Here is an 18,077-nt window from a genome sequence, read left to right on the forward strand (position 1 = left end):
TCTCCGAACGGTGCGCCTTCCTGGATTGCTTCGCTCCGCTCGCAATGACGACCGGGATCATGGGCGGGTCTGGCTCGACGCAATCGGCCGCAGCTCGGTTGGGACGAAAAATTAAGGCTTCTCCCTTTCTGATCTCCCCACACGAGCGGGAGAGTCTTCGCGTGTCCCTCAAGCCATCCTTCACCCTACTCGGCGCCGCAGCCTTGGCCTTCGGCCTCGCCTGCGCTCCCGCCTCGGCCCGCGATGGGCAGAACGGCGCGATCATCGGCGGCCTCGCCGCCGGCGTGGTCGGCGGCGTGGTCGGCAGCGCCCTCGTCAACGGCATGAATAACCAGCCTCCGCCGCCGCCGCCGCCGGAGTACCGCCCGCGCCGCGTCTACGTGGAGGAGCCCGAGACGGTGATCGTCCGCGAGCGCCGCGGCCCGATCTGCCACTACGAGCGCCGCAAGGAGTGGCTCGACGACGAAAGCTTCACCTTCAGGCGCGTCCAGGTCTGCGAGTAGAAACCCCACACACACGACCGCCGGTGCGAGCGGCGGCGAAGCAATCGCGGGCGGCGCGTCGCCTCGTGATCTGGCGCGCCCCTCGATCGCTTCGCGTCGCCCGCGAGGGCGGAAGGCGCGTCATTTCTCGACGATCCAGTCCTCCACCACCAGGGCATCCAGCCCGGTGGTGTAGAACATCAGGATCGCGTCCTCCGCCGTGTGGAGGATCGGCTTGCCCATCACGTTGAAGCTGGTGTTCAGCAGCACCGGCACGCCGGTGAGATCCCGGAACGCCTCGATCAGCGCGGCATAGGCCGGGTTGCGGTCCCGCGTGACGGTCTGGAGGCGGCCGGTGCCGTCCTCGTGCACCACGGCGGGAACCTCGCCGCGCTTCTCCTCGCGCCACACCAGCGTGCGCTCCATGTAGGGGCTATCGGAGAAGTCCTCGAACCAGTCGGGCCCGGCCTCCGCGAGGATCGAGGGGGCGAAGGGCCGGAAGGCCTCCCGGTATTTCACCTTGGCGTTCAGCGCGTCCTTGGCATCCGCCGGGCGCGGATCGGCCAGGATCGAGCGGTTGCCGAGGGAGCGCGGGCCGAATTCGGCCCGCCCCTGCACCCAGCCCACGAGGCCGCCCTCGGCGAGGATCCGCGCCGCCTCCCGCGTCACGCCCGCATGGCCGAGGCGGCGGCAGCGGGGCTCGTGCTCGGCCAAGCGCTCCATGGCCCCCGTCGTGACGCGGGAGCCGAGGTAGGGCGTGAGCGGGCGTAGTCCGGGCGCCGGGCCCGTCCACTCGGGATGGTCCTCCTGGAACGCGAGCCAGGCCGCCCCAATGGCGTTGCCGTCGTCGGCGGGAGCCGAGGGCACGTGCAGCCGCGTGAAGGGCGAGCGCCCGAGAACGCGCCCGTTATACGACGAGTTGAGCCCGCAGCCCCCCGCGATGACGAGGTTGTCGGAAGGGGCGAGGGCATGGGCCTGTGCGACGAGGGCGTCCATCAGGCGTCCGAACAGGTCCTGCCCGCAGCGGGCGAGGTCGGCCCATCCCCGCTCCAGGGCGTCGGCGGGCCGCCGGGCCAGCAGCTCGGCCGCGACGCCGCGGATCGTCTCCGCGTCCGCGAACCGCACCCGCGCGCCCTCGATCCGGCACAGGCGGGAGAGGATGGCGGCGATCGCCGGATCGGGCCGTCCGTAGGGGGCGAGGCCCATGATCTTCCACTCCTCGCCCTTCACTTGGTCGAACCCGGCGAGATCGGTGACGAGGCCGTAGAGGAAGCCCAGCGAGCCGCGCCCGCGGTGGCGCTTCACCTCCTCGATCCGCCCGTCCGCGAGGCGGTAGATCGCCGCGGCGCCGGTCTCGCCCATCCCGTCCACGATCAGGGCCGTGGCGTCCGCGAAGGGGCTGCCCCACAGACCGTAGGCGGCGTGGCAAAGGTGGTGCGGGTACCGCCGCCGCGCCGTCACGGTCGCCCTCGGCGCCGCGCCGCCCGTGCGCACGTCCTGCGTGAGGGCGAGGAGCGTGCCGAGCCCGGCTCGCGCCTGCGCATGGTGGAGGTCGGCGATGAAGACCCGCTCGGCCTGCTCCGGCACGAAGGAGGCGTTGAGGTCGGTCGTCTGCGCCGCGAGCCCATCGAAGGCGAAGGTCCCGGCGGCGTCCTGCCCGCGGAGGAAATCGCTGAACTGAGGCCCCCAGCTCGTGGCGACCACGATCTCCGAGCCCAACGGCACATGGGCACGCAGCAGCGGGCCGATCAGCGCCGGGGCATCCGGCTCGCAGTTCGGAGCCCTCTTGTATTGCAGGAATCGCTCGGTCGCCTCCGCGAAGAGCAGCGTGCCGTCCGGGCCGACCAGGGCCAGGGCCGGATCGTGAAAGGTCGTGGCGAGACCGAGGTAGAAGCGCATCCGCGGCGGGTTAGCCCGCGCGCGCACCGCGATCAACGCCGGCCATCGATACAACCCTGGGCCTGTTACGGACGGGAAGCCCGCGCCGGCGGTCCCGGCGCAGGCGCCGCCGTCGCTGTGAGCGCCATCCAACGCACTCCCGGGCAGCGGGACACCTCCGCCGGTGAGCAACCCCGGATGGCGTCGCTTCGAACGTTTTGGGTTTGATCCGGCTCGCTTTCTCGACCGTCGTTGCGAGCGAAGCGAAGCCATCCAGCGATCCGCCACGTTCGGTCAGGGCCGGCCGTCCGGGATTGCTTCGCTGACGCTCGCAAAGACTGCGGCGGCGTATGATTTAGGCTTTCCCGAAAACGCTCGGATGCAGCGATCCAGACAAGGAGTCAGCCGTGTTTGAAAAAATCGATGCAAAAATAGAAAGATAGTGCTGACGCGCATGAACGACCTGAGTGTGTCTGAGCGCTAGCACGCACAGGGACGACCGAAGTCCCGTTGACGGCTGTCGCGCGTCGCGACCGGCCACGGCTTCAGTGCCCGCCCGCCACCTCGCCCAAGGCTCACTCCGTCGCCCTCGGCCGCCTGCTCCGCACGTCCACCGGGCTCGCTTCGGATCGTGACAACCTACGATGTAATGGTCTGGAATAGGTGCGCAACTTCTCATTTATACTCGACTACCTCCAGTAGAATACGCAAAAAAATCATATAGAAGCCGGTATATGGTATGGACTGAGCAAGAAATTCGATGGTACAAACAGCCTGCCCATATCTCTGACTCGCGATATGTGTGTGGCTGGAAAATACAAGAACGACAATATATCCGATGTACTGATGGGTAAATGTGTATCTAATTTACATATATAAAAGTAAAAAATTACGATATCTATGGGTCCATCTCAAAACTACAGAATCATTCGGCAGGTATGAAGCGGAAGATCGAACCGGTGATCGAATCTTCTGCAAGGGCCGGAAGCCGCGCTGGGGCGATTTCCGGTTCGGGTTGGGAGCGCTGCGCCGTCTCGTCGGTGGGGGTGTAGCAAGGCGATCCAGGGCAGCGGAGCTCTCGAACGGGGCGGCCCCCGGGATGGCTTCGCTGCGCTCGTCAGGGCGGCGCAGGAGGCGTTCCGGAGGGGGTGCCAGGGCACGGGCACCGGTCCAGGCGGGCGCCTCGGCGCAGGTCGGGACAAGGCGATGCGCAGGCAGGGGCTTGATGACGGCTCGCCTCGATGAGGCGAGCGCGGCGGAGCACGGGGCGCTTCGCCGCCCAACACAATGACCCACCGGCGGCGGGGGTGCCGCCGGACACGACAAACGACCACGTCCAAGAAAAATTTCCGCGCATGGACAAACGGCGCGACAACCACTTGGGGCTACCATGACCACGCACCACGACGACCGCGATATCACTCGCCGCCGCCGCTTCTCCCATGCGGGGAACGCCGTGGGCCTGCGTGGCGAACTGACCGACGGCCTGCGCCGACGCATCATGGCGGCGCTGCGGTTGTCCTCGCGGTGCCTGGGCATCGGCCGGCGGTCGCGGCTGGGCGCGCTCGGCGCGGGGGCGGTGACCGCGACGTCCGGAGGGATGGGCACATCCTCCGTCGCAATCATGGCTTGGCTTTCGCTCATTCAGCCCGGTGAAGCACAACTTTATGTCAATAATGGCGGAAACGGGGATACAGAATGTACATATATTCAGGATGTTGTAGGAAGTTCTACTAGTCAAATAGTACATTCAACAAGCGATAACAAATGTGATCCAATTTTTCGTGCAACCCAGGTCAATCATGCGCTGTTTTTCACTCCAAATGGCTTTGGCAACGGAACATATGCAGACAGCTTAAGCCTTGGCGGCCAGCTTTATGTGAACAGTGGTCGCATAATTATACAAGACGTTGCAGGAAATAGCTCTATAAAAATTGGTAATTCTACCACCACGAACAATTCAGCTGGGTTCGGCTCTGTCGCTGTTGGAAACAGTGTATCCGCAGGCGGAGAGGGGGCAACCGCTGTCGGCATCAATAGTGGGGCGGCAGGGACGTGGAGTTCCGCTTTTGGCATCGGCGCTCTTGCGTCAGGCAGTTACTCGTCCGCAGTCGGCGCCCAGGCAAATGCTGTCGGAGATTTCGGGATCGCTATCGGATATCAATCAAACGCCAACGCATCGGGTTCAATTGCTTTCGGGCGTCAAAGCAATGCTAACGGAGTCGATGCCCATGCCTTTGGAAGTAGGGCTATTGCTAATGGTAATAAAAGCATCGCACTTGGCTCTGATTCATCAGCAACAAACAGTTTCTCGACAGCGATCGGAGCTTTTTCGAGTTCTGACGGCAATGCTGTTGCGGTAGGCTATCAAGCAAAGGCTCAGATACTGGGCGCTACCGCAGTCGGCAATGCAGCGAATGCCATCGGACAAAACGCGACTGCCGTAGGGTTGACGGCGAATGCGATAGGTGGGGCTTCGACTGCGATCGGTGCCAGTGCAACGACGGCGGGCGTTCAGGCGGTCGCTCTCGGTGTAAATGCGAATGCATCATCAACAAACTCGATTGCGATTGGTGCGGGTGCTATTGCTTCCGTCGCCCGCAGCGTCGCCCTCGGCGACGGGGCGACCACCTCTGCGGCGACGGCGACGTCCCAGGTGGTCATCAATGGCCAGACCTATGGCGGCTTCGCCGGCACAAGCCCGGTCGGCGTCGTCTCGGTGGGCAGCGCGGGCAGCGAGCGGCAGATCCAGAACGTCGCGGCCGGGCAGGTGACGAACACCTCCACGGACGCGATCAACGGCAGCCAGCTCTATTCCGTGATCTCGACCCAGGGGAGCGCCACCAGCTCGCTCTCGACGGGCATCAGCTCCAACGCCAGCGGCATCGCCTCGGTCTCGACCGGCGTGTCCTCGTTGCGGCAGGACGCGTTGCAGTGGAATTCGACCGCCGGCGCCTATGATGCCAGCCACGGGACGGGCAACCCGCAGAAGATCACCAACGTTGCGGCGGGCACCGTCGGCGCGAATTCGACCGACGCGGTGAACGGCTCGCAGCTCTACGCCACCAACAGCTCGGTCGCGTCGCTTTCCACGGCACTCGGCAACACGACGGCCAGCACGACTTCGTCGCTCTCGACGGGTGTCAGTTCGACGGCGAGCACGGTGTCGTCGCTCTCGACGGGGGTCAGCTCGACGGCGAGCACGGTGTCGTCGCTCTCGACCGGGGCCAGCTCGACGGCGAGCGCGGTGTCGTCGCTCTCGACCGGGGCCAGCTCGACGGCGAGCGCTGTGTCGTCGCTGTCGACGGGCGTCAGCTCGACGGCGAGCACGGTGTCGTCACTCTCGACGGGGGCCAGCTCGACGGCGAGCGCGGTGACCTCGCTGTCGACGGGGGCCAGCACGACGGCGAGCGCGGTGTCGTCGCTCTCGACGGGAGTGAGCTCGACGGCAAGCGCTGCGTCGTCGCTCTCGACGGGGGCCAGCACGACGACGAGCGCGGTGTCCTCGCTGTCGACGGGGGCCAGCTCAACGGCGATTGCGGTGTCGTCGCTCTCGACGGGCGTCTCCACGCTCACGTCCGGCGTAGCTTCCCTCTCGACCGGCGTGTCCTCGTTGCAGCAGGACGCGTTGCAATGGAACTCAGGGCTCGGCGCCTATGATGCCAGCCACGGGACGGGCAACCCGCAGAAGATCACCAATGTTGCGGCGGGCACCGTCGGCGCGAATTCGACCGACGCGGTGAACGGCTCGCAGCTCTACGCGACCAACAGCTCGGTCGCTTCGCTCTCCACGGCGCTCGGCAGCACGACGGCCAGCACGACATCGTCGCTCTCGACGGGTGTCAGTTCGACGGCAAGCGCTGTGTCGTCGCTCTCGACGGGGGTCAGCTCGACGGCGAGCACGGTGTCGTCGCTGTCGACGGGAGCCAGCTTGACGGCGAGCACGGTATCGTCGCTCTCGACGGGCGTCAGCTCGACGGCGAGCACGGTGTCGTCACTCTCGACGGGGGCCAGCACGACGGCAAGCGCGGTGTCGTCGCTCTCGACGGGGGTCAGCTCGACGGCAAGCGCGGTGTCGTCGCTCTCGACCGGGGCCAGCTCGACGGCGAGCGCGGTGTCGTCGCTCTCGACGGGGGCCAGCACGACGGCGAGCACGGTGTCGTCACTCTCGACGGGGGCCAGCACGACGGCGAGCGCGGTGTCATCGCTGTCGACGGGCGTGAGCTCGACGGCGAGCGTGGTGTCCTCGCTGTCGACGGGGGCCAGCACGACAACGAGCGCGGTGTCGTCGCTCTCGACGGGAGTGAGCTCGACGGCAAGCGCTGTGTCGTCGCTCTCGACGGGGGCCAGCACGACGACGAGCGCGGTGTCCTCGCTGTCGACGGGGGCCAGCTCAACGGCGATTGCGGTGTCGTCGCTCTCGACGGGCGTCTCCACGCTCACGTCCGGCGTGGCTTCCCTCTCGACCGGCGTGTCCTCGTTGCAGCAGGACGCGTTGCAATGGAACTCAGGGCTCGGCGCCTATGATGCCAGCCACGGGACGGGCAACCCGCAGAAGATCACCAATGTTGCGGCGGGCACCGTCGGCGCGAATTCGACCGACGCGGTGAACGGCTCGCAGCTCTACGCGACCAACAGCTCGGTCGCTTCGCTCTCCACGGCGCTCGGCAGCACGACGGCGAGCACGACATCCTCGCTGTCGACGGGTGTCAGTTCGACGGCAAGCGCTGTAACGTCGCTGTCGACGGGTGTCAGTTCGACAACCAGCGCGGTGTCGTCGCTGTCGACGGGCGTCAGCTCGACGGCGAGCACGGTGTCGTCACTCTCGACGGGGGCCAGCACGACGGCCAGCGCAGTATCGTCGCTGTCGACGGGCGTCAGCTCGACGGCGGTTGCGGTGACGTCGCTCTCATCCGGCGTGTCCACGCTCACATCCGGTGTGGTCTCCCTCTCGTCGGGCGTGTCCACGCTCACATCCGGTGTGGCCTCCCTCTCGTCGGGCGTGTCCATGCTCACGTCCGGCGTGGCCTCCCTCTCGACCGGCGTATCCTCGTTGCAGAAGGACGCGCTGCAGTGGAACTCAGGGCTCGGCGCCTATGACGCCAGCCACGGGTCGGGCTCCGCTCAGAAGATCACCAACGTCGCGGCGGCCACGCTCAGCGCGACATCGACGGATGCGGTGAACGGCTCGCAGCTCTACAATACCAACAGCTCCGTCGCCTCGCTGTCCACGGCGATCGGCGTGACGACGGCCAGCACCACGACATCGCTCTCCACGGGCATCAGTTCGACGGGTAGCGCGGTGTCCTCGCTCTCGACGGGCGTATCTTCGCTCCGGCAGGACGCGCTGCAGTGGAACTCGGCGCTCGGCGCCTACGACGCCAGCCACGGGTCGGGCTCCGCGCAGAAGATCACCAACGTTGCGGCGGCCACGCTCAGCTCCACATCGACCGACGCTGTGAATGGCTCGCAGCTCTATACGACCAATCAGAACCTCACCGCCCTGTCGACCAGCGTGACCAGCGGGTCGGTCGGCACCATCCAACGCAGCGGCAGTGCAACCAACGTCACGGTGCTCACCGCCTCGGGTGGTACCGCCGCCAGTCCGGGCGCGACCCAGAAGCTGACCAACCTCGCGAACGGAACGGTCAACGCAACCTCCAGCGATGCGGTGACAGGCGGGCAGCTCTACGCGGTCAGCCAGAACGTCACGTCCCTGCAGACCGACGCCTTGCTCTGGAACTCGACCCTCGGCGCGTTCGACGCGAGCCATGGTTCGGGCGTGGCACAGAAAATCACCAACGTCGCCATCGGTACCGTTTCCTCGACCTCGGTCGATGCCATCAACGGGTCGCAGCTCTACGCCACCAGCAAGAGCATCGCCAACGCCATCGGAGGCGGAGCCGCGGTCAATCCTGACGGGACGATCAGTGCGCCGACTTATACGGTCCAGGGCAACAGCTACAGCAGTGTCGGCTCGGCCATGGGCGCGGTCGACAATAGTTTGACGAGCCTGACGACGCAGGTCAGCACGATCAGCAATGGCGGCGGCGTCAAATACTCCCACACCAATTCGTCGCTGGCCGACAGTCAAGCCATCGGCGCGAACAGTCTCGCTGCCGGACCCGCGGCGGTGGCGACGGGGGCCAATTCCATCGCGAGCGGCACCAATGCGCGGTCCGTCGGCGACGGCAGCACGGCCATCGGCGCCAATGCCGTGGCCAACAATGCCGGTGACGTCGCGCTCGGCTCGGGTTCGACGACACAGGCGGCCGTCCAGACCAGCACGATGGTGGTCAACGGCACCACTTACAACGTCGCCGGCACGGCCACGTCCACCGTGTCGTTCGGCTCGTCCGGTGCGGAACGGACCATCACCAACATCGCGGGCGGCAGGGTGACAGCCACCTCGACCGACGCGATCAACGGATCGCAGCTCTACGCAACCAATCAACAGGTCTCGAACCTCGGAACGCAGGTCTCGACAATCGGGACGACGGCTAAAAACAGTGTACAATACGACACCAATGCGGCCGGTAATAAGACGAACAGCATCACCCTGCAGGGTGGCGATCCCAATGCTCCGGTGGTCATTACCAACGTCGCCGCTGGTACGGCCGATACCGATGCGGTCAACATGAAGCAATTCAAGAGCTACACGCAGGCAGCCTCAATTTCAGCCAACAGTTATACCGATAATCGAATTGCCTACGCGATATCGAGTGCGAACACTTACACCGATACCAAGGCGGCGCAGACACTGTCCGAAGCCAATGCCTACACCGATAGCAAGTTCAGCGTATTGTCGAGCTCGGTCGCGTCCGCCCGCAGGGAGGCACGGCAAGCGGCGGCGATCGGTCTGGCCGCCGCATCGCTCCGCTACGATGATCGGCCCGGCAAGCTTTCGGCTGCAATCGGCGGCGGCGCGTGGCGCGGCCAGGGCGCCTTCGCCATGGGCCTCGGCTACATGAGCGAAGACCAGTCCCTGCGCGCCAGCTTCTCCGCCACGACGGGCGGTGGCCAGTGGGGCTTCGGTACGGGCGTCAGCTTCACCTTGAACTGAGGCTCTCTCATGCACGCATGGCTCGGAACACGCGTCGCCTCCGCATCGCCCTGGATCACCGGTGCGTGTTTCGCCCTTGCATTGCTCTCCGGCGGCTCCGCACCTCATGCGGAAGGAACGAAGACGTCGGCGCCGGTCGTGCCGGAGACATCTCCGGGCAGACCGGCGCCGACGCCCCAACCCTCGTCGTCGCCTGAGCAAGGCGAGGCTCATGCCACCGCGCCGGGCTATACCGTGAAGCTCGCCGACGTCACGGTGCCCGCCGGCGTGCCGATCGGGAAGTATCGCCGTGCTTTCCAGCCCTTCCCGAACTGGACGCTGATCTGCGACGAAAACCTCGCGAAGAAGCAGAAGGTCTGCAATATCGCGCAGACCATCCTCGGGCCGGACGGCTCGACGGCGTTCAGCTGGTCCCTGGCTGCCGCACAGGATGGGAAGCCGCTCTTCATCCTGCGCGCTCCCTCATCGATCGGAGAGCGTGGCAGCATCTGCCTGACCCTTCCCGATGGCGGTCCGCCCATTCTCGTCTCGATCCAGGGCTGCACTCCCGCGATGTGTCTCGCCTATCAAGCCCTCGGTCAGCGCCTTCGCGCCGCCATCGACAAGGCGATGACGATCGACATTTCCTATGTCGCCGGTGCGCGCGCCAACACGGTCACTTTCCGTGCGCCCCTGGAAGGTCTGGCGACGGCGCTCGCCGCCATCTGACCCAAAGACCGTGGCACAGGTCACCTTCGACTGCGGCCGACAAGATCTAGCCCGGCGACGCCGCGCGGGTACCGCCGCCGCCCGCCGCCGGTCTCACGATCCCCGGCCCACGGCCGCGCGGATGAGTGCCAAACCCGCCGGGCTGGACCAGTCCGCCGGTCCCTTCATCACGCCCAGGGTGCAACCTGCGCCGTCGATCAGCAGCGTGGTCGGCAGGCCCGCCGAGTCCGCATCGCGCTGGACGATGGGCAGCACACGCCCGCCGGGGTCGGCGTAGAAGGGCAGGTGCTGGATGCCCGCCTGCTTCAGCCACTCGGCGGGCTTGTCGAGGTTGCGGGTATCGACGTTGATCGCCACCACCGAAAAGTCCGGGCCGCCGAGGGCGCCCTGAAGCCGGTCGAGGGCCGGCATCTCCGCCTTGCACGGGGCGCACCACGTCGCCCACAGGTTCATGAGCACGACACGGCCCTTGAGGGCGGCGAGGCTCGTCTCACCCCCGTCGGGTCCCTTGAAGGCGATGTCGGGGGCAGGCTTGGCGCGGGGCAGGGCGGTCATCCCGGCGACCTCTCCCTTCGCTGCGGCGGCGATGCGGGCGACGGCGGGGGCCGACCCGGCACAGGGCCCGGAGGCAAGACCCCCGTTGCCGCCGACGAGACCGCTCCCGTATAGGGCGAACCCAGCAAGGCCGAGGGCGGCGATTCCCATTCCCGCGATGAGACCGGTGCGAATGGGCATCAGGATTGCCTCGGTGAAACGGTGCGCGGCGGAAGGATCGACATGAGCAACCGGATGTGGGGCGGGCGCTTCGCGAGCGGCCCCGCCGAGATCATGGAGGAGATCAACGCCTCCATCGGGTTCGACAAGCGCCTCGCCCCCCAGGACATCCGCGGCTCGCTGGCGCATGTCGCGATGCTGGGCAAGGCGGGAATCCTGCCGGCGGAGGATGTGGCGGCGATCGAGGCCGGGCTCAAGGGCGTCCGCGACGAGATCGAGGCCGGGACCTTCGTGTTCAAGCGGGAACTCGAGGACATCCACATGTCCGTCGAGAGCCGCCTCACCGAGATCGTCGGCCCCAATGCCGGGCGCCTGCACACGGCCCGCTCGCGCAACGATCAGGTCGCCACCGACATGAAGCTCTGGGTGCGCGACACCTTGGATTCCCTCGATGCCCAGGCGGCCGACCTGCAGCGGGCGTTGGCCGAGAAGGCGCTGGCCCATGCGGGGACGGTGATGCCGGGCTTCACCCACCTGCAATCGGCCCAGCCGGTGACCTTCGGGCACCATTGCCTCGCCTATGTCGAGATGCTGGCCCGCGATCGGGGCCGCTTCCGGGATGCGCGGGCGCGGCTCAACGAGTGCCCCCTCGGGGCGGCGGCGCTCGCGGGCACCTCCTTCCCCATCGACCGTCACGCCACGGCCTCCGCGCTCGGCTTCGACCGGCCGACGGCGAATTCCCTCGACTCCGTCGCGGACCGGGACTTCGCCCTCGAATCGTTGGCCGCCGCCTCGATCTGCGCCGTGCACCTGTCGCGCTTCGCGGAGGAGCTGGTGGTGTGGACCTCGGCCCAGTTCGGCTTCGTGAAGCTCTCCGACGGCTACACGACCGGCTCCTCGATCATGCCGCAGAAGCGCAACCCCGACGCCGCCGAGCTGGTGCGGGCGAAGGCCGGGCGGATCGTCGGCGCGCTCACCGGCCTGCTGATCGTCATGAAGGGCCTGCCGCTCGCCTATTCGAAGGACATGCAGGAGGACAAGGAAGGCACCTTCGACGCCCTCCAGGCCCTCTCCCTCTGCCTCGCAGCGATGACCGGCATGATCCGCGACCTCGAACCGGTGCCGGAGGTGCTCGCCCGCGCCGCCGGCTCCGGCTACAGCACCGCCACCGACCTTGCGGACTGGCTCGTGCGGGAACTGGGGATGCCCTTCCGGCAGGCCCACCACGTCACCGGCCGCCTCGTGGGCGTCGCCGCCGCCAGGGGCGTCGGGCTGGAGGCCCTCTCCCTGGAGGAGATGCGCGAGGCCGAGCCCGCCATCACCGATGCCGTCTATGCCGTGCTGGGCGTCGAGAACTCGGTGGCGAGCCGCACCAGCTACGGCGGTACCGCCCCGGACAACGTCCGAGCCCAGGCGCAAGCCTGGATGGCGAAACTGGAAGGTGAATCACGGTGAAATGATGCGCCGCAACCGGCGGCGGGATCGTGCGTTCACTGTCTAGCTAGGTAGATTGCGTTAGGGCGGACTGCGCGGCCGGAGTGACAGCGAGCATGGCAATCGAAAGTTGGATGAAGCCTGACGAGGTCCCCGATCTCGCAGCGCACGCCACGGCAATGGTCGATGCCGCCCTGGTGGGCACCGACCTGTCCCGCGACGCGTTCTGGGCGGCGGTGCGGAAGGGGTACAACACGCCCTACAACGACCCGCCGCGAAAGACGGCCGCTCCGTCCGCAGTTCCTGCCAACGCCATCCCGTCCGAGGTCATCCCCGTGACCGTTGTGGCTGCCCCGGCGCCGGTTCTCACGCCGGCGGTGATCGCCGCCGAAATCCGGGCCGTCTGAGGCGGGCTGACGCTCTTCGCCGTGGATGGCCCGCCGCGGGGCGGTACTCTCCACGGCGCAGAGGCCCGCCTGCCTTGCTGTCGTCCCAAGGGGCCTTCATTAATCCTGTCTTCACGGCGAAGCTCGTCCCGGCTCGCGTCGCAGGAATTGAAGATGGTCCGCGTTTCCTCCCTGCTCCCCGTCAGTGTCCTTGCCCTCGTCGTCGGCGTGGCGCTGCCTGCTCCGATGGCAGGCGGCCTCTTTGGCAGCGGCATGGCGCGGGCACAGGACGCCGCCGCCCCGGCGGCGGAGGCCGCTCCGTCCCGGCGCAGCCGCTCCTCCCGCTCCCGCGCTCGCAAGGCTGAGCAGACCCCCGTCACCCCGCCGGGAATGCAGCAGGCGGTGCCGGTTGCGATCTTCGGCGACTGGAACGTGTTCGTGAACGGCGATGGCCGCAACCGGATCTGCTACGCCATCGCCCAGCCGCAGACGCGCTCGCCCAAGACCCTGAAGCGCGACAGTGCGTATCTCTTCGTCACCGTCCGCAAGGCCGAGAACGTGCCGAACGAGGTCGCGGTGATGCTGGGCTTCCCGCCCAAGCCCGCCGCCGCCCAATCCAAGCCCGGTGCCCCGGCGGCGCCGACCGACCCGAGCCTCAACCTGGGAACCGCCCGCTACGGGCTCGTGGTCAAGGAAAGCAACGCCTGGTTGCAGAACCCGTCGGAAGAGGGCCGCGTCGTCTCTGAGATGAGCGGGCGCAACCCGAAGCTGGTGGTGAAGACCACCTCCAGCCGGGGCAATCCCACAAGCGACGAATACGCCCTCGCCGGCTTCGCCGAGGCGATGAAGCGCGCCCGCGACGAGTGCAGCAAGTAGCCCGGTCCGCAAGTTTAAGGGTGCGTGGCCGGAAGGATGCCGTTCCCCTCCGTCCTCGCTTCGCCCGCAATGACGCGGATTGCGTCGTGCTTACCCGCCCGGCTGTTTTGCAAGCAAAGCGAGTCAACCGAAAGCAGCGGGGCGCCTCCGAATAGTGCTCGCCCCTGGATTGCTGCGGCTTGCGCTCGCGAAACGATCAGGAGGCAATCGACGGAGGGGCTCACCTCGATCGGCCACGGTTCCCGGGCGGTCTCGGTCACATGCGGATCACGCGTTCCCTCGTCATTGTGCGTGAACCGAAGCAATCCAGCGGCGTCGCTCCGCTCGCGATGACGGCGGAGCGGGTGCGATTCAGCAGTCTCGGGTTACGCCCTACACCGCCACCGGCTGCGAGAGCCGCCGGGAGCCCGGCCGCCTGAGGGCGCGGACGGCCCGGGCCGCTTGCTCCGAACTGCCGAACAACGCGCCGTCGAGACCGTCGAAGTCCCGGGAGGCGGAGAAGAAGCGCACGCCGCGGTCCTCCGGCACGGCGATGCCGGCGGCGACCTCGCCGATCTCGATGACGCGGGCCAAGGCGGGAGCCTCGTCGCGGGAGGCCGGGGCCTCGGTGGGGAGAGGGGTGGAGGAGAGGTGTGTCACGGGCGTGAGAGGCGAGAGGGATGTGGGCATCGGACGAAGCGACTCCCTGGACCGGCGCAAGAGCCGTGCCTGATTGCAATGACGGGCTGGTGACTGCCCCGAAAGGCGGTGGAACGCGGTGAGCCTCTGGATGACCCGGCCGCATCGGGCCGGGCTGTCGGAGCCCCCGGTGAGGCCCGCGTTCGTGGAGCGGGCCGGCGCCCGGCTCGTCGCGACGCGAGCTAATGCCGTGACGCACTCACTCCGTTCATGCGCCTCTGCCCTCGTTCGTCGTCTTTGTCGCTGACGTCAGACGCGGCTGACGCCAGCGTAAGGACCGATGCCTGAGCGTCGACAGCGCGAGGCTCGGGACCGCATGCGTGGCACGCGGGTTGCCGGGTGAACCGTGGATCGGGGCGGTGAGACGTGCGGAGCCATCACGATGTCCTCCAGACTGAAGGACCACGAGTGCCGAGGGCACTCGCAGTGCTTTAGCGTTTGGTGACGCGGCGCAAGCGACGTTGATCAAATCACCGCGGTGGCCGGCTGACCGGCGACATCGACAAGATGCCCCCGTTGCCCGGAGGCGTCAACGGAAGAGTTTTCCGTTCTCTTGCCGCGGGTGGGATGAAAACCGGCTTCGGAAGACTGGCGAGCGATGCTCTTGGTCTTTGGCATTGAACTAATCTGAGAGAAGCGCGCGCAAATTTGTGAAGTCCGAGAAGACGGTTGCTGCCCCGGCCGCCTTCAGGCCGGTGCCGGCGAGGTCGTGCGTCCAGTGGCCGCCACCGGTGAATCCGGCGACCCGCATCCCCGCCGCCCGTGCCGCCGTCACGCCCGGTACACTGTCCTCGATCACGAGACATGCGTCGGGCGCAACGCCCATCCGGTCCGCTGCGAACAGGAACAGGTCGGGGAAAGGCTTCCCCCGCGCCACCTGCGCGGAGGAGAAGACGTTGCCGGAGAACAAGGGCAGCAGGCCGGTCAAGGTCAGCGAATGCCGGAGCCGGACGGGGTCGCTGCTGGATGCCACGCAGATCGGCCCGTCGAGGGCGCGGATCGCCTCGGCCACTCCGCGCACGGGCTTCAACTCACGGTTGAAAGTTTCGAGGGTCTCGGCCTTGACCGCATCGACGAAGCCGGGCGGCGCCTCGATGCCGTAATCGCGGGCGATGTGCGCCATGATGGAGACCATGGAGGTGCCGGCGAAGCGGTCGCGCACGGTCGCGACATCGATGGCGACGCCGATCCGGTTCAGGCCCGCCGTGAGGCAGGCGAGACTGAGGGGCTCGCTGTCCACGAGCACGCCGTCGCAATCGAAGATGACGAGACCCGGTGCCCGTCCCGCCATCGCCGCCGCTCCCGTTCCGCCGCCTTGAACCGCCACGCTTGCCGCGGCGCGGCGGTGGTCGCACGCGACCGGGCCGGTGGCAACCGCCGCGTTCCGCCGCTTGCACCGCCGCGCCGCAGCCCGTAGGGCCAGTGCCGCGCCGCCCCGGCGCGACGGTGATGGCCGGTCATGCTCCGCTTCCTCGCCCGCTCGATCGGGCTCCTGCTGATGGCCGCGGGTTTCGTCGCCCTCGTCTACGACGGGGCGCGGTCCATCGCGAACAATGGCCTGCGGGTGACCACCGTCGCCGAGGTCGGCGCCGCGCTGTTCAAGGACAAGGCCGGCGCCCTGCAGAGCCAGGTCGAGGGCGTGGCTCCCTGGCTGTGGCACATCCTCGGGTTGCCGCTGACGCTCGCCCCCGCCTCGCTCGTCGGCCTGCTGCTGGGGGTGGTCGTGCTCTGGCTCGGCCAGCCCGGTCGCGAGCCGATCGGCTTCCTGACCCGCCCCTGAGCGGGTTTCAGGTCTCGCTCCGGCCTTCCACCGCGGCGAGCCGGGCCTGCAACCGCGCGATCTCCGCCTGCATGGCGTGGTGCTCCGACACGTCGAGTTGGGACGCGAAGAAGTACACCACCTGCCCCGTGGCATCGCGCACCGGACCCATGAACAGCGCGTTGTGGAAGGTCGAACCGTCCTTGCGGTAGTTCAACAGATCGACCCGCACATCGACTTCGTCGCGAACCGCCTGCCGGATCCGTGCGATGGCGGCGGGATCCGTGTCCGGCCCTTGGAGGAAGCGACAGTTGCGGCCGTTCACCTCGAGGCGGCTGTATCCCGTGAGCTTCAGGAAGGCGTCGTTGGCGAAGACGATCGGGTTGTCGAACTGCCGGGGATCCGTGACGATCATCGGCATGCGCGTCGCCCGTACGGCTGCGGCGAAGGGATCACCCTTGCGGGACTCGATCTCGACATTCTCGAGGAGACGGCCGCCGACCTGATCGCTCTGCAAGATCGCGTCCCCGTGAGACCCGGCGCCAACCCGCCGCGGATGAGGTACAATTAGAAGATGCGTTCGCGGGTCCAGCCCCAAAGGCTCTGTCGCAGACGAAATTCGACCGCCACCTCCCCGGAAACCGTCGAAACGGCGGTTTCGTCGCCGCGCGCGGGGACCCTGCGGGGTCGATGACGCCGGTCCGGCGCGCCTATCGCTCCGTCTCGGTGACCTGCTCGGCGCTCGCCCCATCCGCCCGCGGCGCCACCGTCTTCAGGATGCCCGTCGCGCTCGCCACGAGGGCGCCGCCCTCGTCGCGGATTTCCGCCTCGCAGAACAGCACCGACGAACCCGCCCGGACCACCCGACCCTCCGCCGTCAAGGTCCCCCGGCCGGGATTGAGAAAACGGGTCTGCATGTCGAGGGTGACCACCGGCGCGCCGACGGTAAGGCGCGCCGCCGTCCCGAGGGCGACATCCAGCAGCGTGCAGAGGATGCCGCCATGCGCGATGCCGAGGTTGTTCCCGTGTTCGGGCCGCAACCGCAGGCGCAGCCGCGTCCGCCCCTCGGCCGCCTCCAGCGCCTCGATGCCGCAATAGCGAACGAAGGGGATCCGCGCCCCGAAGATCGTGTCCGTTTCCCTGTCATCCATCGGATTGCATCTCGCCGGGACATGGCGCGGTGTGGCCGTGACCGGTTCGGCAGGCCGCCGCGAATGCCTGAGGGCATACCGGACGACGCAAGTTAAAATCACTAGTTATCGGCTTCAAATTCGCTTTCCGGCCCGGCGGAAAAAATCCACGCTTGACCGCGTTGCCCGACGCCACGGCTGCGACCGCCATTGCAGCCTCAAAACGGCCGCCGGACGATGGAGATTGCAAGGTCGGCGAATAATCACGCCGGAATTTTATGGGACAGTGCAAAATGTCTTCTCAAGTCTCTTGATTTTGCCGTGCAAACGTTAGAACCGTCACTGAAACCCCAAGGAGAGGGAATCGACGATGGACGATACGGCAGCAGTCCCCCACGAGAGCTTGATCGAGCAAGCTTCAGATATCGTGTCCGCTTATGTCTCGAATAATTCGGTACCGGTCGGGGAATTGCCCGCGCTTTTGGCTGGTGTACACGAGGCGCTGCTGAAGCTCGCCATGCCCGCGCCGTCCGCGCCCGAGGTGGCGGACAAGCCGACCCCGGCGCAGGTGAGGAAATCCATCACGCCGGATGCGCTGATTTCTTTCATCGACGGCAAGCCCTACAAGACCCTCAAGCGTCACCTCTCGCGCAACGGCCTGACCATCGAGCAGTACCGCGAGCGTTACGGCCTGCCGCGGGATTACCCCTCGACGGCGGCGAGCTACTCGGCACAGCGTTCGGAGCTCGCCCGCAGCCTCGGCCTCGGCCAGCAGCGCCGCAAGTCCTCCTCGGCCGCCGCCAGCGAAGCCGTCGCCCCGGCGGAAGAGGTCGCCGAGAAGCCGAAGCGCGCCCCCCGCGCCCGGAAGGCCAAGGAAAACGCCTGATCCCGCCGCGCCGGTCCGACGGAACGGGCCGGCGCACCACGACAGGTCTTTCATCAAACGACGGCGGGCTGCTCGACGCGCCC

Annotated in this window: 14 protein-coding genes; 8 read left to right on the forward strand and 6 right to left on the reverse strand. The window is 67.2% G+C overall.

Going from position 1 to position 18,077, the window contains the following annotated elements; all coding sequences use genetic code 11:
* Positions 1-161 precede the first annotated feature (161 nt).
* Positions 162-503 carry a hypothetical protein gene (locus tag MFF06_RS07415; RefSeq protein WP_238202512.1) on the forward strand — a complete coding sequence of 114 codons (342 nt, stop codon included), beginning with the start codon at positions 162-164 and terminating at the stop codon, positions 501-503.
* 120 nt (positions 504-623) lie between these two features.
* On the opposite strand, the gene MFF06_RS07420 is transcribed toward MFF06_RS07415, so the two are convergent.
* Positions 624-2,381: a carbamoyltransferase family protein gene (locus MFF06_RS07420; RefSeq protein ID WP_238203058.1), complete on the reverse strand. Its 1,758-nt coding sequence runs from the start codon at positions 2,379-2,381 to the stop codon at positions 624-626.
* A 1,603-nt stretch (positions 2,382-3,984) separates the two neighbouring features.
* Here MFF06_RS07420 and MFF06_RS22870 point away from each other — a divergent pair.
* Together MFF06_RS22870 and MFF06_RS07445 are read left to right on the forward strand one after the other, a co-directional pair.
* Positions 3,985-9,423 (forward strand): beta strand repeat-containing protein, encoded by a 5,439-nt coding sequence (locus tag MFF06_RS22870; protein WP_505744191.1) that lies wholly within the window; start codon positions 3,985-3,987, stop codon positions 9,421-9,423.
* A gap of 9 nt (positions 9,424-9,432) precedes the next feature.
* Positions 9,433-10,131: an invasion associated locus B family protein gene (locus MFF06_RS07445; RefSeq protein WP_238202517.1), complete on the forward strand. Its 699-nt coding sequence runs from the start codon at positions 9,433-9,435 to the stop codon at positions 10,129-10,131.
* A gap of 93 nt (positions 10,132-10,224) precedes the next feature.
* Here the strand turns inward: MFF06_RS07445 and MFF06_RS07450 are convergent, their stop codons facing one another.
* Positions 10,225-10,866 (reverse strand): TlpA family protein disulfide reductase, encoded by a 642-nt coding sequence (locus MFF06_RS07450; RefSeq protein ID WP_238202518.1) that lies wholly within the window; start codon positions 10,864-10,866, stop codon positions 10,225-10,227.
* A gap of 42 nt (positions 10,867-10,908) precedes the next feature.
* Between MFF06_RS07450 and argH the strand changes: the two genes are divergently transcribed.
* The 3 genes from argH (at position 10,909) to MFF06_RS07465 (ending at position 13,541) form a co-directional block, all read left to right on the forward strand.
* Positions 10,909-12,300 (forward strand): argininosuccinate lyase, encoded by a 1,392-nt coding sequence (gene argH, locus MFF06_RS07455; protein WP_238202520.1) that lies wholly within the window; start codon positions 10,909-10,911, stop codon positions 12,298-12,300.
* Positions 12,301-12,413: 113 nt separating this feature from the next.
* The gene (locus tag MFF06_RS07460; RefSeq protein WP_238202522.1) at positions 12,414-12,686 is read left to right on the forward strand and encodes a hypothetical protein; all 273 of its coding nucleotides are present in this window, start codon (positions 12,414-12,416) and stop codon (positions 12,684-12,686) included.
* A 153-nt stretch (positions 12,687-12,839) separates the two neighbouring features.
* On the forward strand, positions 12,840-13,541 hold the full coding sequence (locus tag MFF06_RS07465; RefSeq protein ID WP_238202524.1) for an invasion associated locus b family protein: 702 nt from the start codon (positions 12,840-12,842) through the stop codon (positions 13,539-13,541).
* 372 nt (positions 13,542-13,913) lie between these two features.
* Here the strand turns inward: MFF06_RS07465 and MFF06_RS07470 are convergent, their stop codons facing one another.
* On the reverse strand, positions 13,914-14,210 hold the full coding sequence (locus MFF06_RS07470; RefSeq protein ID WP_238202526.1) for a hypothetical protein: 297 nt from the start codon (positions 14,208-14,210) through the stop codon (positions 13,914-13,916).
* 631 nt (positions 14,211-14,841) lie between these two features.
* A complete protein-coding gene (locus MFF06_RS07475; RefSeq protein ID WP_238202528.1) occupies positions 14,842-15,510 on the reverse strand; it encodes an HAD family hydrolase in 669 nt (222 codons plus the stop codon).
* Positions 15,511-15,678: 168 nt separating this feature from the next.
* Between MFF06_RS07475 and MFF06_RS07480 the strand changes: the two genes are divergently transcribed.
* Complete coding sequence (locus tag MFF06_RS07480; RefSeq protein ID WP_238202530.1) at positions 15,679-15,999, forward strand: PetM family of cytochrome b6f complex subunit 7; 321 nt, start codon at positions 15,679-15,681, stop codon at positions 15,997-15,999.
* Positions 16,000-16,006: 7 nt separating this feature from the next.
* Here MFF06_RS07480 and MFF06_RS07485 read toward each other — a convergent pair whose 3' ends face one another.
* Together MFF06_RS07485 and MFF06_RS07490 are read right to left on the reverse strand one after the other, a co-directional pair.
* Positions 16,007-16,495 carry a PAS domain-containing protein gene (locus MFF06_RS07485; protein ID WP_283207251.1) on the reverse strand — a complete coding sequence of 163 codons (489 nt, stop codon included), beginning with the start codon at positions 16,493-16,495 and terminating at the stop codon, positions 16,007-16,009.
* A 193-nt stretch (positions 16,496-16,688) separates the two neighbouring features.
* Positions 16,689-17,231, reverse strand: a complete 543-nt coding sequence (locus tag MFF06_RS07490) for a PaaI family thioesterase (protein WP_370876622.1) — start codon at positions 17,229-17,231, stop codon at positions 16,689-16,691.
* A gap of 247 nt (positions 17,232-17,478) precedes the next feature.
* On the opposite strand from MFF06_RS07490, the gene MFF06_RS07495 reads away from it, so the two are divergent.
* Entirely contained in the window at positions 17,479-17,994 is a 516-nt protein-coding gene (locus MFF06_RS07495; protein ID WP_238202535.1) for a Ros/MucR family transcriptional regulator, read from the forward strand.
* The last annotated feature ends 83 nt before the right edge of the window (positions 17,995-18,077 follow it).

Source organism: Methylobacterium aerolatum (assembly GCF_022179085.1).
In the GTDB taxonomy this organism is placed as follows: Bacteria; Pseudomonadota; Alphaproteobacteria; order Rhizobiales; family Beijerinckiaceae; genus Methylobacterium; species Methylobacterium aerolatum.